This window comes from Chthonobacter rhizosphaerae, assembly GCF_013839525.1.
Lineage (GTDB): Bacteria > Pseudomonadota > Alphaproteobacteria > Rhizobiales > Pleomorphomonadaceae > Chthonobacter > Chthonobacter rhizosphaerae.
The window spans coordinates 236,774-252,895 of record NZ_JACDIS010000005.1; the positions used below are offsets into that span (position 1 = coordinate 236,774).

At 70.7% G+C, this 16,122-nt stretch carries 13 protein-coding genes; 10 read left to right on the forward strand and 3 right to left on the reverse strand.

The annotated features are described in order from the left end of the window. Positions 1-326: 326 nt before the first annotated feature. From tkt to HND91_RS11275, 10 genes are all read left to right on the forward strand, one after another. Positions 327-2,318, forward strand: a complete 1,992-nt coding sequence (gene tkt, locus HND91_RS11230) for a transketolase (RefSeq protein ID WP_181706655.1) — start codon at positions 327-329, stop codon at positions 2,316-2,318. A gap of 233 nt (positions 2,319-2,551) precedes the next feature. Continuing rightward, on the forward strand, positions 2,552-3,559 hold the full coding sequence (gene gap / locus HND91_RS11235) for a type I glyceraldehyde-3-phosphate dehydrogenase (protein ID WP_181706656.1): 1,008 nt from the start codon (positions 2,552-2,554) through the stop codon (positions 3,557-3,559). 353 nt (positions 3,560-3,912) lie between these two features. Then, a complete protein-coding gene (locus HND91_RS11240) occupies positions 3,913-5,109 on the forward strand; it encodes a phosphoglycerate kinase (protein ID WP_181706657.1) in 1,197 nt (398 codons plus the stop codon). Positions 5,110-5,587: 478 nt separating this feature from the next. After that, the gene (locus HND91_RS11245) at positions 5,588-6,235 is read left to right on the forward strand and encodes a thiamine phosphate synthase (protein ID WP_181706658.1); all 648 of its coding nucleotides are present in this window, start codon (positions 5,588-5,590) and stop codon (positions 6,233-6,235) included. Further along, entirely contained in the window at positions 6,232-7,482 is a 1,251-nt protein-coding gene (locus tag HND91_RS23060) for a tetratricopeptide repeat protein (RefSeq protein WP_181706659.1), read from the forward strand. The genes HND91_RS11245 and HND91_RS23060 overlap by 4 nt, the downstream gene beginning before the upstream one ends. Positions 7,483-7,576: 94 nt before the next feature. Further along, positions 7,577-8,371, forward strand: a complete 795-nt coding sequence (locus HND91_RS11255; RefSeq protein ID WP_181706660.1) for an inositol monophosphatase family protein — start codon at positions 7,577-7,579, stop codon at positions 8,369-8,371. 213 nt (positions 8,372-8,584) lie between these two features. Continuing rightward, entirely contained in the window at positions 8,585-9,577 is a 993-nt protein-coding gene (locus HND91_RS11260; RefSeq protein WP_181706661.1) for a flagellar motor protein MotA, read from the forward strand. Positions 9,578-9,581: 4 nt separating this feature from the next. Continuing rightward, a complete protein-coding gene (locus HND91_RS11265; RefSeq protein ID WP_181706662.1) occupies positions 9,582-10,607 on the forward strand; it encodes a peptidoglycan -binding protein in 1,026 nt (341 codons plus the stop codon). Between the two features lie 151 nt (positions 10,608-10,758). Further along, positions 10,759-12,102: a phosphoglucosamine mutase gene (gene glmM / locus HND91_RS11270; protein ID WP_181706663.1), complete on the forward strand. Its 1,344-nt coding sequence runs from the start codon at positions 10,759-10,761 to the stop codon at positions 12,100-12,102. Between the two features lie 231 nt (positions 12,103-12,333). Beyond that, on the forward strand, positions 12,334-13,074 hold the full coding sequence (locus HND91_RS11275; RefSeq protein ID WP_181706664.1) for an outer membrane protein: 741 nt from the start codon (positions 12,334-12,336) through the stop codon (positions 13,072-13,074). Between the two features lie 117 nt (positions 13,075-13,191). Here HND91_RS11275 and HND91_RS23065 read toward each other — a convergent pair whose 3' ends face one another. The 3 genes from HND91_RS23065 to fni form a co-directional block, all read right to left on the reverse strand. Continuing rightward, the gene (locus HND91_RS23065) at positions 13,192-14,193 is read right to left on the reverse strand and encodes a sensor histidine kinase (protein ID WP_210272663.1); all 1,002 of its coding nucleotides are present in this window, start codon (positions 14,191-14,193) and stop codon (positions 13,192-13,194) included. A 117-nt stretch (positions 14,194-14,310) separates the two neighbouring features. Then, positions 14,311-14,919 (reverse strand): DUF2585 family protein, encoded by a 609-nt coding sequence (locus HND91_RS11295; RefSeq protein WP_181706665.1) that lies wholly within the window; start codon positions 14,917-14,919, stop codon positions 14,311-14,313. An 88-nt stretch (positions 14,920-15,007) separates the two neighbouring features. Further along, positions 15,008-16,072 (reverse strand): type 2 isopentenyl-diphosphate Delta-isomerase, encoded by a 1,065-nt coding sequence (gene fni / locus HND91_RS11300; protein ID WP_181706666.1) that lies wholly within the window; start codon positions 16,070-16,072, stop codon positions 15,008-15,010. Between the last annotated feature and the right edge of the window lie 50 nt (positions 16,073-16,122).

A 16,122-nucleotide genomic window follows, 5' to 3' on the forward strand; every position in this document is an offset into this window, starting at 1 on the left:
CCTCCGCCGACCCTCGAGAAACGATGGTCTCCCAACTGTTTGACCACGATTCTCAAACCATTGCCACTGCCAGCCGGCCGCCGCGCCCGACCGTCAAGAGACAAACACTAGAACAAGCTGCAGGTTTCGGCCAAGCCGGCCCGACAAGGAGACTCCGGGCCGTCGGGGTGGGCGGACGGTGGGCGCGCGAGCGTGAAGAATCGTGCGCCGAACCCGGTCCGGCGCTTTTCTGCGGACCCGGGCGATGGTAGGGAGCGCACCAGACCAACGGGCGACAGGCCGGGCCGTCCGCAGCCGTCCGCCGAGCCTTTGACATAGGATCCGCGATGACCGACCTCTCCTCCATCCCCGCCATGGCCAACGCCATCCGGGCGCTCTCCATGGACGCCGTGGAAAAGGCCAAGTCCGGCCATCCCGGCATGCCGATGGGCTGCGCGGACATCGCCGCCGTGCTGTTCGGCCAGGCGATCAAGTACGACGCCGCCGCGCCCTACTGGCCGGACCGGGACCGCTTCATCCTGTCGGCCGGCCACGGCTCCATGCTGCTCTACTCGGTGCTGCACCTGATCGGCGTCGCCGACATGAGCCTCGACGAGATCCGCAACTTCCGTCAGCTCGGCTCCAAGACCGCCGGCCATCCGGAGTTCGGCTACGCGGCCGGCATCGAGACGACCACCGGCCCGCTCGGCCAGGGCCTCGCCATGTCGGTGGGCTTCGCGCTCGGCGAGCGGCTGATGAACGCCCGCTTCGGCGATGATCTCGTCGACCACCGCACCTATGTGATCGCGGGCGACGGCTGCCTGATGGAGGGCATCAGCCACGAGGCCATCTCGCTCGCCGGCCACCTGAAGCTGAACAAGCTGGTGGTGATCTGGGACGACAACGGCATCTCGATCGACGGCCCCGTCTCGCTGTCGGAGACCGGCGACATCCTCGGTCGCTTCGAGGCGGCCGGCTGGGCGACCTCGCGCATCGACGGCCACAATCCGAGCGAGATCGCGGCGGCGCTGGCGGCGGCGAAGACCTCCGACAAGCCGGTGCTGATCGCGGCGAAGACCGTGATCGGCAAGGGCGCGCCCAACAAGGCGGGCAGCCATTCGGTGCACGGCTCGCCGCTCGGCGGCGACGAGATCGCGGCGGCCCGGCAGGCGCTCGGCTGGACCGCGGCGCCGTTCGAGGTGCCGGCGGAGATCCTGGATCAGTGGCGCACGGCTGGCCGGCGTTCGGCCGATGCGCGCGCGGCCTGGGAGGCGCGCCTCGCGGCGGCGGCACCGGAGGTGCGGGCCGAGTTCGAGCGGCGGATCAAGGGCGACCTGCCGGCGGACTTCGCCGCCGCGGTGGCGGCCTACAAGGCCGAGCTCGTCGCCTCCAAGCCGAAGGTGGCGACCCGCAAGGCGTCCGAGATGGCGCTCGAGGTGATCAACAAGGCGGTGCCGGAGATGATCGGCGGCTCGGCCGACCTCACCGGCTCCAACCTGACCAAGACCAAGGGCCAGCCGCCGGTGATGCCGGGCGACTATTCGGGCAGCTACATCCACTACGGCATCCGCGAGTTCGGCATGGCGGCGGCCATGAACGGCCTCGCGCTGCATGGCGGGCTGATCCCCTACGGCGGGACCTTCCTGGTCTTCTCCGACTATTCGCGTCCGGCGATCCGCCTCGGCTCGCTGATGCACCAGCGGGTGATCCACGTGCTCACCCACGACTCGATCGGCCTCGGCGAGGACGGCCCGACCCACCAGCCGGTGGAGCACATGGCGGCGCTCCGGGCCATCCCGAACCTCCTCGTGTTCCGCCCGGCGGACGCGGTGGAGACCCTGGAGGCCTGGGAGGTGGCGGTCGGCGAGCGGGCGCGTCCGTCCGTGCTCGCCCTGTCGCGCCAGAACCTGCCGGCGCTGCGCACCACGGACAGCGCCGAGAACCTCGTCGCCAAGGGCGCCTACGAGATCGCGCCGGCGGCCGGCGAGGCGGTGGTGTCGATCTTCGCCACGGGCTCGGAGGTATCGCTCGCCGTCGCCGCCAAGGCGATCCTGGACGCGGCCGGCCATCCGACCCGCGTGGTCTCGGTGCCGAGCTTCGAGCTGTTCGCCGCCCAGCCGGAGGCCTACCGCAAGGCGGTGATCGGCACGGCGGCGGTGAAGGTGGGCGTCGAGGCGGCGATCCGGCAGGGCTGGGACGCGCTGATCGGCCAGGACGGCATCTTCGTCGGCATGTCGGGCTTCGGCCTCTCCGGACCGGCCGAGCAGGTCTACGCCCACTTCGGCATCACCGCCGAGGCGGTGGCCGAGAAGGCCAAGGCGGCGCTTGCAAAGGCGTGAGGGATAACGGGTTCCGGGGCGGTTGCCGACGCGACTATGGTCGCGCCGAAAACGGCCCCGACCCGGTGTAGCTTCGGGCACTTCTATCAGCGGGGGTGTGGACGCGTGGCGTTCGCGGGGATAAACCCGTGCCAGCCACCGCCCTCGGCCCCCCATCCCGCGCCCGAGGGCGTGGACTGCCACCGCCGCCCGCCGAACGAACGGGCGAGGTCTTGACTCAAGGAGTGACGCGCATGGCTGTGAAGGTCGCCATCAACGGGTTCGGTCGCATCGGGCGCAACGTGCTGCGCGCCATCATCGAGTCGGGCCGCACCGACATCGAGGTGGTGGCCATCAACGACCTCGGCCCGGTCGAGACCAACGCTCACCTGATGCGCTACGACAGCGTGCACGGCAAGTTCCCGGGCACCGTCACCGTGTCGGGCGACACCATCGACGTGGGCCGCGGCCCGATCAAGGTGACGGCCGTGCGCAACCCGGCCGAGCTGCCGCACAAGGACCTCGGCGTGGAGATCGCCCTGGAGTGCACCGGCATCTTCACCTCCAAGGAGAAGGCGTCCGCGCACCTGACCGCCGGCGCCAAGAAGGTGATCGTGTCGGCCCCGGCCGACGGCGCCGACATGACCGTGGTCTACGGCGTCAATCACCAGCAGCTCTCCAAGGAGCACGTGGTGATCTCCAACGCCTCGTGCACCACCAACTGCCTCGCGCCGGTGGCCAAGGTCCTCAACGACGCCGTCGGCATCGAGAAGGGCTTCATGACCACCATCCACAGCTACACCGGCGACCAGCCGACGCTGGACACCATGCACAAGGACCTTTATCGCGGCCGCGCCGCGGCCATGTCCATGATCCCGACGTCGACCGGCGCCGCCAAGGCCGTGGGCCTGGTGCTGCCGGAGCTGAAGGGCAAGCTGGACGGCGTCGCCATCCGGGTGCCGACCCCGAACGTGTCGGTGGTGGACCTCGTCTTCACGGCCAAGCGCGCGACGTCGGTGGAAGAGATCAACGCGGCCATCAAGGCGGCGGCCGACGGCCCGCTGAAGGGCGTGCTCGGCTACACCAACGAGCCGAACGTCTCGATCGACTTCAACCACGATCCGCACTCGTCCACCTTCCACATGGACCAGACCAAGGTGATGGACGGCGTGCTGGTGCGCATCCTGTCCTGGTACGACAACGAGTGGGGCTTCTCCAACCGCATGGCGGACACCGCCGTGGCGCTGGCGAAGACGCTCTGAGACGACGAGCCCTGCCGCGAGGCGGGGCTTTTCGATGGCGCAGTGGGGTGGGGGCGGCTGGTGGGCCGGATGTTTTCGGCGGCTGGCGTGGGGTTTCTCGGCGGCTGACGTGGGTGGTTCCCCCTCTCCCCAACCCTCCCCCTCCAGGGGGGAGGGGGTGCGGGGGTGGTTCGGGGGATAGCTCCATGGCGGGTTCGGCTCAACGGTCAACCCGCCCCTCGACGGTCCCCCTCTCCCCTTGAGGGAGAGGGTTGGGGTGAGGGGTGAACCGCCGCCATTAAAGGACCATCGCCTCGAGGCCTTCCCGCCGCATGACGAGTCCATTCTCAACTACCTTCCCGGAGGACCTCCCCATGTCCGCCTTCAAGACCCTCGACGACGGCGATTTCGCCGGCAAGCGCGTGCTCGTGCGCGTGGACCTCAACGTCCCGATGGAGAACGGCGTCGTCACCGACACCACCCGCATCGACCGCATCGTCCCGACCATCCGGGACCTGTCGGACAAGGGCGCCAAGGTGATCCTCATCGCCCACTTCGGCCGGCCGAAGGGCGAGCGCAAGCCGGAGGACAGCCTGAAGCCGGTGGTGGCGCCGCTCGCCCACGCGGTGGGCAGGCCGGTGGCCTTCGCGGACGACTGCGTGGGCGAGACCGCCGAGGCGGCGGTCGGCATGCTGGCGAACGGCGAGATCCTGCTTCTGGAGAACACCCGCTACCACAAGGGCGAGGAGAAGAACGACGCGGGCCTCGTCGCCGAGATGGCCAAGCTCGGCGACGCCTATGTGAACGACGCCTTCTCCGCGGCGCACCGGGCCCACGCCTCCACGGAGGGGCTCGCCCACGTGCTGCCGGCCTATGCGGGCCGGACCATGGAGGCGGAGCTGACCGCGCTCCAGAATGCCCTCAGCACGCCGAAGCGGCCGGTGCTGGCGGTGGTCGGCGGCGCCAAGGTGTCGACCAAGATCGATCTCCTGGAGAACCTCGTCTCCAAGGTGGACATCCTGGTCATCGGCGGCGGCATGGCGAACACCTTCCTGGCCGCCAAGGGCGTGAACGTCGGCAAGTCGCTCTGCGAGCACGACCTCGCCGACACGGCGCGGCGGATCCTCGACAAGGCCAAGGCGGACGGCAAGGAGATCGTGCTGCCGGTCGACGCCGTGGTGGCGCGCGAGTTCAAGGCGGGGGCCGACAGCGAGACGGTGCCGGTCGACCAGGTTCCGGCCGACGCCATGATCCTCGACGCCGGCCCGGCGTCCGTCGCCGTGGTGGCGGAGAAGATCGACGGCGCCGCGACGCTGCTCTGGAACGGCCCCCTCGGCGCTTTCGAGATCGCCCCCTTCGACGCCGCCACCGTGGCGGCGGCGCGGCACGCGGCCGAGCGCACCAAGGCCGGCAAGCTCCTCTCCGTCGCCGGCGGCGGCGACACGGTGGCGGCCCTCAACCATGCCGGCGCGGCGGACGACTTCACCTACGTGTCCACCGCCGGCGGCGCCTTCCTCGAATGGCTGGAAGGCAAGGACCTGCCGGGCGTTAAGGCGCTGATGCAGGGATGACAGGGCGCGGTCGATTGGCGCGTCGATGAGGGTCGGGACGACAAAGGCGTGGGTGGTCCGCCTTCGCGGACCATGACGGGGGGGATCGGTGGTCCGCGTTCGCGGACCATGACGGGGGAGGATGAGTGGTCCGCCTTCGCGGACCATGACGACAAAGGCGTGGGTGGTCCGCCTGCGCGGACCATGACGCGGGGGGATCGATGGTCCGCCTGCGCGGACCGTGACGGGGAGGGTTGGGCGGGGCAAGCGCACGTTCGAAGCCCGAAGCCCCACCCCCGACGCCCGAAGCCCGAAGCCCGACGCCCGACGCCCGAACTTCGACGCCCGAAGCCCGGCCCCCGAACCCCTTCCCCCTGACGCGCATCCCGCTCCCGTGCTAGAGGCTGCGGCGGAGGCGGGACGGTCCGGCCTTCCCTGTTTCGCCGCAATCGGATCGCATCACGATGCCGATCCGACATCACGAAAGCCGTACCCGCCCGTGCCTCGCGCCCGCCTCTATCTCGTCACGCCCCGCGCCATCGACCTTTCCGCCTTTCCGGCGACCCTGGAGGCCGCGCTGGCCGGTGGGGACGTCGCCTCGCTGCTGATCGCCCCGGAGGTGTCGTCGGAGGCGCACCTGCAGCGGATCGCCGAGGCGCTGACGCCCATCGCCCAGGCGAGGGACGTGGCCGTGCTCGTCGCCGACGACACCCGCGCCATGGGGCGCGCCAAGGCCGACGGCCTTCACGTGGAGGCGGGGCTGGAGGCGCTCGCCGAGGCGGTGGAGAAGTTCGAGGGCCGGTCCATCGTGGGAGCCGGCAACCTGAAGACGCGGCACGAGGCCATGGCGGCCGGCGAGGCCGGGGCGGACTACGTGATGTTCGGCCTTCTCGCCCGCGAGGACGACGAGGAGGCCCACCGCAAGACGCTGGACCTCGGCGCCTGGTGGGCGAGCCTGTTCGAGCCGCCGTGCGTGGTGCTCGCCGGCCGGACCCGCCAGTCCGTGGAGGATTGCGCCGCCACCGGCGCGGAGTTCGTGGCCGTGCGCGGCTTCGTGTGGGATCACCCGGACGGCCCGGCGGCGGCCGTCGCCGAGGCGAACGCGATCCTCGACGCGGTCCACGGGCGGATCGGAGAGGCGGAATGAGGACGGCGCGGCGGACCCTTGCGGCGCTGGCGGCGGCGCTCGTCCTGTCAGGGACGGGCTTTGGTCCGCGCGCGGCGGCGCAGGAGCCCGCCGAGACTCCGCCGCCGGCGGCCGCGCCCGGCGCGGCGCCGAGCACGGCCGGCGGCACGCCGAGCGGCGCCGGCGGCCTCACCGCGCCCGGCGGCACCACCGGTCCGGACGCTGTGCCGGTGAAGACGCTGACCCTCGGCCGCGACAGCGTGAGCATCGGCGAGGCGGCGGAGCCGGGCGTGGAGCCCTTCCTGCCGCCGCCGATCGACGTCAACCCGCTCCAGGAACTGCCGAACGCGGACACGATCGACTACGCCTACGGGGCGTTCCAGCGGGGGCTCTACCTGACCGCCCTCGCGATCGCGCTGGAGCTCGCCAAGGGCGGCGAGGCGACCGCCCAGACGCTGGTCGGGATGCTCTATGCCGGCGGCTTCGGCGTGCCGCGCGACGCCAAGGAGGCGGCCATCTGGTTCGACCTCGCCGCCAAGGGCGGGGACGCGGCCGCCATGGTGGAGCTCGCGAACCTCTACGCCCTCGGCGAGGGCGTGGAGCGCGACCAGGCGCGGGCGCGCGCGCTTTTGGAGACCGCGCTCGACAAGGGGCGCAAGGACGCCGCCTACGGGCTCGGGCTTCTGTACCTGGACCCCCAGAACAAGGACGGCGACCTCGCCAAGGCCGCCCGGGTGTTCGCCACGGCCGCCGAGACCGGCAACCCGGACGCGGACTATGCGCTCGCCACCATGTACGCCGAGGGGCGAGGGGTGGAGCGGAACGCCGCCGAGGCGGCCCGGCGCATGGGCCGGGCCGCGCGCGGCGGCCACATCGGCGCGCAGATCGAATACGCCATCATGCTGTTCAACGGCGCCGGGGTGGAGAAGGACGAGCGGATGGCCGCCGCCTGGTTCCAGCTCGCCGCCAAGGCCGGCAACCCGGTGGCGCAGAACCGGCTGGCGCGGCTCTACGCGGCCGGGCTCGGCGTGCCGATCAGCCTCAAGGAGGCGGCCAAGTGGCACGCGCGCGCCCGCAAGGCCGGCATCTCCGACCTGTGGCTCGACGGCATGGTGGGCGACATGATGCCGAAGGAGGACGGCCCGGCCCCCGCCGGCGCGGGCGAGACTTCTCCCGTTGGCGCGGGCGATGCTGCGCCCACCGGCGCCGGCGAGGCGGACCCCGCCGGGCCTTCGGCGGCCGAACCGCCGCCGGCCGCTCCGAATTGACAGGGCGGCCGGGCTTTTCGCTTGATCTGCCCGGCCGTTTATGGTGCATCCCGCGCTCGACTTTCCGCAGACCTCTTCCCAAGGACCCAGCCCGATGGCCCGATCGGCTCTTCTCAACGTGATGGTGGCGGCCGCCCGCAAGGCCGGCCGCGGGCTCGCGCGCGACTATGGCGAGGTGGAGAACCTGCAGGTCTCCATGAAGGGCCCGGGCGATTTCGTTTCCGCCGCCGACAAGAAGGCCGAGGGCGTGCTCCTGGAGGAGCTGCGCCGCGCCCGGCCGAGCTACGGCCTGATGATGGAGGAATCGGGCGTCCACTCCGGCGACGATCCGGACCATGTGTGGGTGGTCGATCCCCTGGACGGCACCACCAACTTCCTCCACGGCATCCCGCAGTTCGCCATCTCGATCGCGCTGGAACGGGCGGGGGTGCCGGTAGCCGGCGTCATCTACAATCCGGCCACGGACGAGCTCTTCACCGCCGAGCGGGGCGGCGGCGCCTTCCTGAACGACCGTCGCCTGCGCGTGGCGGCCCGCAAGGACATGGTGGACTGCGTGATCGGGACGGGCGTTCCCCATCTCGGGCGCGGCGACCACGGCGCCTATCTCGGCGAACTGCGCCAGGTGATGGCGAACTGCGCCGGCATACGGCGCATCGGCTCGGCGGCGCTCGACCTCGCCTGGGTGGCGGCCGGGCGCTACGACGGCTTCTGGGAGCACGGCCTCAACCCCTGGGACGTGTCCGCCGGCTGGCTGATGGTCAAGGAGGCCGGCGGCTTCGTGACCGACATCGACGGCAAGGAGAAGATCCACGAGACCCGGACCATCGTGGCCGGCAACGAGCACATCCACCGGCAGCTCCTGGCGACGCTCGCCAAGGCGCGTGGGTGACCGGGCGGCGGACTTCCCGCCGGGCGGATCGATGGGCCGATGGATGGTCGGGGCCCGCCCACTGTCGCCCGTCCGCCGCACCTCGTCGCAGCGCGTCGCCGAGACCAGCGGCCGCACGCAGGCGGAGCGGGATAAGCGTGGCGGACCCGTTGCCTAAACCGGTTTGCCCGCGTTTACTTGCCGCCGGCACCCGAACCCGGACGAAGCGACGCCATGGCCAGTGACATCGAGCCGAACAAGCTTTCCAGTCCCGTGGTCTACCTGTTGCGGATGGTCGTCTTCCTGGTGATCGTCGCCTTCCTCCTGCTGCTCCTCTACCGGCAGCTGGAAACGGCCTTCCTGGCCAATCCGGGCCTCAACGCGCTCATCTTCGCGGTCGGCTTCATCGGCATCGTGCTGTCGTTCCGGCAGGTGGTGCGGCTCTTTCCCGAGGTCCGGTGGGTGAACTCCTACCGCTACGGCGAGCCGGGCCTGGAGGTGCGACGCCAGCCGGTGCTGCTCGCCCCCATGGCGACCCTCCTCGGCGACCGGCTGGGGCAGACCTCCATCTCCACCTCGGCCATGCGGTCGCTGCTCGATTCGATCGCCAACCGCCTGGACGAGGCGCGGGAGATCTCCCGCTACATGACCGGCCTCCTGGTCTTCCTCGGCCTCCTCGGCACCTTCTACGGCCTGATCTCCACGGTCTCGTCGGTGGGCAACACCATCCAGGCGCTGGACGTCGGCTCCGGCAGCGCCGGTGTGATCTTCGAAGACCTGAAGGCGGGCCTGCAGGCGCCGCTCGCCGGCATGGGCACGGCCTTCTCGTCGTCGCTTTTCGGCCTCGCCGGCTCGCTGATCCTCGGCTTCCTGGACCTCCAGGCCGGCCAGGCGCAGAACCGCTTCTACCTGGACCTGGAGGACTGGCTGTCCACCCAGACCGAGCTCGACGACACCGACGGCGGGGCGTCGCGCTTCGGCGGCAGTTCCACCGACCAGCTGCGGCTCGCCATCGAGCGCCTGACCCGGACGGTGCAGGACGGCGGCGGGCGGCTGCAGAGCCACGCCCTCGCCAACCTGGCCGAGGGGGTGCAAGGTCTCGTCCAGCACATGCGGGCGGAGCAGCAGCTGGTCCGCTCCTGGGCCGACGCCCAGGCCGAGCAGCAGAAGGAGATCCGCCGCCTCCTGGAGCTGCTGACGGGCGCCGTCGAACGCACCAAGGACTAGGACCATGCTCAGCCGCCGCCGGTTCACCGCACAGCAGGACTACTGGCCGGCCTTCGTCGACATGCTGACGACGCTGGTGCTGTCGATCATCTTCCTCCTGTCGGTGTTCATGCTGGCCCAGTTCTTCCTAAGCCAGCAGATCACCGACCGCGACACGGTGCTGACGCGCCTCAACGCCCAGATCGCCGAGCTGACGGAACTGCTGGCCCTGGAGCGGGCCAACAACCGGGACCTGCAGGACAACATCTCGCTGCTGCAGTCGAGCCTGACCGCGGCCGAAACCGCCCGGGACGAGCTGCAGGGCCTCATCGACCAGGACGCCGGCACCGCCGGGGCGGCGGACCAGCAGATCTCCACCCTGTCGGGGCAATTGTCAGACGAAAAGCGCACCAGTCAGCGGGCGCTCGCGCAGGTGGAGCTTCTCAACCAGCAGATCGCGGCGCTGCGCCGGCAGATCGCCGCCCTGGAGGACGCGCTCTCCGCCTCGGAAAGCCGCGACCGGGAAAGCTCGGCCAAGATCGCGGACCTCGGCCGGCGGCTGAACGTGGCGCTCGCCCAGCGGGTGCAGGAGCTCGCCCGCTACCGGTCGGATTTCTTCGGCCGGCTGCGCGAAATCCTGTCCCAGCGCTCAGACATCCGCGTCGTGGGCGACCGGTTCGTCTTCCAGTCGGAGGTTCTGTTCAACTCCGGCCAGGCGGACGTGAATCCGGCGGGCCAGCAGGAGCTGGACAAGCTCGCCGCCGCCCTCCTGGAGCTGGAGGGGCAGATCCCGGACGAGATCGCCTGGGTGCTGCGCGTGGACGGCCACACGGACGCCCGGCCGCTGTCCGGATCCGGCCGGTTCCGGGACAACTGGGAGCTTTCCGCAGCGCGTGCCATCTCGGTGGTGAAATACCTGGTCTCCCGGGGCGTGTCTCCGGAACACCTGGTGGCCGCCGGCTTCGGCGAGTTCCAGCCGCTGGAGCCCGGCGACGAGGACGCGATCAACGCCCGCAACCGGCGGATCGAGCTGAAGCTGACCGAACGCTGACGCACGGCGTCGCCGCTTCCGGCAAGCTTCAGGCACCGTTACAGACGCACATAATTTTTGAACCATTTGCCGGGACGATTTGCGTTAAGACGCGATGATCGACCCTGTCGTCGATCGACCCTGTCCGAGACATTCACCGGTACCTGCATCCATGGCGCGCACCTACTTCGGCACCGACGGCATCCGCGGCACCGCGAACCGCTTCCCGATCACCCCCGAGATCGCCCTCAAGGTGGGCATGGCGGCGGGCCTGGCCTTCCGGCGCGGCAAGCATCGGCACCGGGTGGTGATCGGCAAGGACACCCGCCTGTCGGGCTACATGATCGAGCCGGCGTTGACCGCGGGCTTCACGGCGGTGGGCGTGGACGTGTTCCTCACCGGGCCGGTGCCGACGCCGGCGGTCGCCATGCTGACCCGGTCGCTGCGCGCCGATCTCGGCGTGATGATCTCGGCGTCCCACAATCCCTTCGCGGACAACGGCATCAAGCTGTTCGGGCCGGACGGCTACAAGCTGTCGGACGAGGTGGAGGCGGAGATCGAGGCGCTGATCGAGAGCGACCTGTCGGGCCGTCTCGCCGGCGCGCAGGAGCTCGGCCGCACCAAGCGCGTGGACGGCGACCGGGCGCGCTATGTGGAGTTCGCCAAGCGCACGCTGCCGCGCCACCTCTCGCTGGACGGCCTGCGGGTGGTGGTGGACTGCGCCAACGGCGCCGCCTACCGCGTGGCGCCCGAGGCGCTCTGGGAGCTCGGCGCCGACGTGGTGACGCTCGGGGTGGACCCGAACGGCTTCAACATCAACAAGGATTGCGGCTCCACCAGCCTGGACGCGGTGGTCGCCAAGGTGCACGAGGTGCGCGCCGACATCGGCATCGCCCTCGACGGCGACGCGGACCGGGTGATCCTCATCGACGAGAAGGGCCAGATCGTCGACGGCGACCAGCTGATGGCCGTGGTGGCGCACTCCTTCGCGGAGGACGGCCGACTGTCCCGCCCGGGCATCGTGGCGACCATCATGTCCAACCTGGGCCTGGAGCGCTATCTGGCGGGCCAGGGCCTGTCGCTGGTGCGCACGAAGGTGGGCGACCGCTATGTGGTGGAGGAGATGCGCGCCGGCGGCTACAACGTGGGCGGCGAACAGTCCGGCCACATCGTGCTGTCGGACTATTCGACCACGGGCGACGGCCTGGTGGCCGCGTTGCAGGTGCTGTCGGTGGTCAAGCGGTCGGGCCGGCCGGTGAGCGAGATCTGCCACCGGTTCGACCCGGTGCCGCAGATCCTGCGCAACGTGCGCACCGCCGGCGGCAAGCCGCTGGAGCTCGACACGGTGCGGGCCGCGATCAGCGCGGCGACCGAGCGGCTGGGCGCCGCGGGGCGTGTCATCGTGCGGCCGTCCGGGACCGAGCCGCTGATCCGCGTCATGGGCGAGGGCGACAACGAGCGCCTCGTCTCGGAGGTGGTGGACGACATCATCACGGCCATCAAGGCGGCCGCCTGACGGCCGACCGAAAGCCCTCGCGGGCCATCGCGCCGGCCTGATCCCGTTTCACGCACGAAAAGCCCGCCGGCGTCGTCGGCGGGCTTTTTCGCGTTCACGGCCGTCGGCCGCCCCGTCGTGGTTAATCAACGTGGTTAAGCGTCGTTTAACCGGTTCCCAATATGGTTGACGCAGGATGAATCGTCGATCGGCCTCGCCGGGCCGCTCGTGCCGTGAAGGGACAGACGCCCCATGAAGTATCACGTTCTCGCCGCTGTCGCCGCGGCGGCCGTCGCCGGGCTTCTCGGGCCGGCCACCGCGGCCGACATGCCCGAATACCCGATCATCGAGACGCCGGAACCCATGCCGCTGCCCGCGGTGGGCGGCTGGTACCTGCGCGGCGACATCGGCTACAAGGTCTACGAGACGCCGGACGCGGTGTTCGACGCGCCGGGCTACGGCCGGCTGTTCGACGAATCGATGGACGACACCGCGGTGATCGGTTTCGGTGTCGGCTATCAGGTCAACGAATACCTGCGTCTCGACACGACGCTCGACTACGAGTTCAAGGCCGGCTACGCGGGCCGGCTCGCCTGTCTTGGCCCCTGCGGCGGCGGCACCAGCCTGGAAGAGGCCGACATCGACGCCTGGACCGGGCTCGTGAACGCTTATGTGGACGTCGCCACATGGGGCAGCTTGACCCCGTATGTGGGCGCGGGCATCGGCGCCAGCTACGTTTCCACGTCGAACGTGCGCGCCGACGCGCCTCCGGGCAGCCGCTACGACGGCGACAGCACCTGGAACTTGTCCTGGGCGCTCATGGCCGGCACGGCGGTCCGGGTGAGCGAGAACATGCTCATCGACTTCAACTACCGATACCTGCATCTCGGCGACGCCAAGAGCGACACCATCCCGACCTTCACCCAGAGCATCGAATACGAGGACATCGCCGCCCACGAGTTCCGCGTGGGCCTGCGCTACAACCTGTTCTGAGGGATAGGGTCTCCGGACGGGCGTCGAGGCGCCTCTCACATTCGCGTCATGAACGGGCGGGCTCCGGCGAGGACCCGCCCGTTCCGCGTGCGGCGGACGGCGCCGGCCACCCGGGGATCAGGGCGCGAGCCGGAAGCGCAGGGACGCGCCCCGTTCGGACGGCAGCACCTGGGCGGCTCCGCCGGACTGCGCGATCAGACGGGTCATGAGGCGCAGGCCGAGCGTGCGCGGCCGGTGCAAGAGATCCGGCCGTGGCAGGCCGACGCCGTCGTCCATCACGTCGATATGGATGGCGTCGTCCGGACCGGACGACAGCGTGACGGACACGTGCCCCTTCCGGCCGTCCGGAAAGGCGTGCCGGGCCGCATTCATGAGCGCCTCGTTGATGGCGAGCCCGATGGAGAGGCTCCGCTCCAGGGTCATCCGGACGGGAACGCCGGTGAATTCGAACCGGGCGGCGCCGGGCTGAAGCGAGCCGGCGGCTTCCACGAGCAGGCGCAGATAGTCCGACAGGTCGACCGAGCTGAAGCTGTCCGTCTCGTGCAGCGTGGTCTGGGCGAGCGCCATGGTCTGGACCCGCTGGGCCGCCTCGCGCAGGGCGTCCCGCGTGGTCGGCCCGTCGACCGTGTCCGCTTGCAGAACCAGCAGACTGGTGATCAGCTGGAGATTGTTGCGCACCCGGTGGTGGAGTTCGCGGGTGAGCGCCGCCTTCTCGGCGACGAGGCGGCCGCGCTCCTCGACCGCGTCGATCATGTCGGTGACGTCGATGCAGGACCCCAGGTAGCCGGCGAACTGACCGTTCGTCAGAAACGGTCGGGCGTTGTCCCGGACCCAGCGATATTCCCCGTCGTGACGGCGGAGGCGATAGTCCATGGAGAAGCTGGACCGCTCGTCGAAGGCCGTCGAGTAGATGGCCACGCACCGGTCGTAGTCGTCGGGATGAACCCCGTCCGCCCAGCCGAACCCGAGCTCCGCCTCCAGGGGACGCCCGGTGAACTCGAGCCACGGCGCGTTGAAAAAGTCGCAGAGCTTGTCGAGGTCGGACCGCCAGATCATGACCGGGGCGAAATCGGCGAGCTCGCGAAACTGCGCCTCGCCCGGATGACCTGTATGCAGCATGGATTCCCCCGGGCAGCTCCGCGAACCATAGCACGGCCGTGCCCGACCGGAAGGTCGTTAAGACAAATTGCATGCGGCCATGACGGATCCACCATTAGGAAAGTCCCTTATGCGTCGTCAAGCGGCGCCGGCCAGAACCTTCCAGGTAGCGCTGGCGATACCGTCGAAGCCGACGGCGACGAGGCCGATCTCCAGGGCGACCGCCGTGGCGACCGCCGCCGGCCAGGGGAGGGCGGCGGCGAGGCCGTAGCCGACGAGAGCGGCGGCGACGTCGCCGAGGGCGTTGAGGATGGTGTCGCCCTCGTAGGCGGCGGCGGGCTCCAGGGAGAAGGCCTCCGCGATGAGGGGCAGGTTTTCGACCGCCTCCCAGGTGACGGCCGCCGCAACGGTGACGAGCACGAGCCACGGCGCCGGCCAGTGGCCGGACGTGCGCCGCAGAAGGAGCCGCAGACCCATGCCGTAGACGCCGTGAAGGATGGTGTAGCCGTCGAAGAGGGCGCTCGATCCGAGGGAGCCCTCCGACGGACCCACCAGGAGAAAGCCCGGCGGGCCGAGCACCGGCCGGCCGTAGAGGACGAGGAGGCCGACGAGGCCTACCACGAGGCCGACGCCGACGGCCCAATAGGCGGGGGCGGACAGCGGCGGCGGCGAGCGCTTCCGCCGGGCGGGAAGCCAGCGTCGCACCGTTTTCCAGACGTCACGCGGCAGGGCCGCCAAGCGGGTCATGAACAGCCGTCTCCGTCGGGCTCCATCCATCGGGGCCTTCTGGCGAAATGCCCGAAGGGGCGGTGCGGTTTCCGGCGCGGCGGCCGGCTCACGCAAGCGTCAGCAGCGGCGCCTCGCGCAGGGCCGCCAGGTCCCGCGATCCGGTGCAGAAGCACGCCACCGCGAGCTGGCGCATGACGACCTGGAAGTGCTCCACCACCGCCTCGGTGGAGACGGTCGCCTGCTGGAGGACGCCGGCGGCCTGTCCGACCAGGTCGGCCCCGAGCCGGATCGCCTTGGCGGCGTCGACCCCGTCGCGGACGCCGCCGGAGCCGATCACGGTCGCTTCCGGGCAGGCGGCCCGCACATCGGCGATCGCGATGGCGGTGGGGATGCCCCAGCCGGCAAAGGCGAGCGCGACCGCCCGGTCCGCAGGCAACGGCGCCCGCTCGGCCTCCACGGCGGCCCAGCTGGTGCCGCCGGCGCCGGCCACGTCGATCGCCGACACGCCGGCGTCGACGAGGCGCCGGGCGAGCGCGCCGGAGATGCCGCCGCCGACCTCCTTGGCGACGATCGGCACGCCGAGCCCGGCCGCGAGGCGTTCGACCGCCGCGAGCACGCCGCGCCAGTCGCGGTCGCCCTCCGGCTGGAGCGCCTCCTGGAGCGGGTTGAAGTGGATGATGAGGCCGTCCGCCTCGATCATGTCCACGGCCCGGCGGCTCTGGTCGAGGCCGTAGCCGCGGACGAGCTGGGCGGCGCCGAGATTGGCGAGAAGGGGCACATCCGGCGCCAGGCGGCGGAGCGCGGTGGTGAGGCCGGTGGCCGCCTCGGTCTCGATGGCGACCCGCTGGGAGCCGACCGCGAGCGCGAGGCCGAGGTGCTGGACCGCCTCGGCCAGGTGCCGGTTGATGGCCGCGGCGCGGAGCGGGCCGCCGGTCATGGAGCTGACGAGGAGCGGGGCCGTCATCCGCCGGCCGAGGAAGCGGGTGGAGAGGTCGATCTCGTCGAGCGAGAGTTCCGGGGCGGCCGCGTGGCTGAACCGGATGGAGTCGAAGCCGGTGTCCACGCCTCTCGGCCTCGCGAGGCCGGACAGGACGATGTCCAGATGGTCGTCCTTCCGGGCTTCCAGCCCCGCGGACCGGGTACGCACGTCGGGCGATCCGGACGCAACCATCGTTCAACTCCCGGCGTTGTCGTCCAAACTCGAGGTTCGGCTTCACGCTT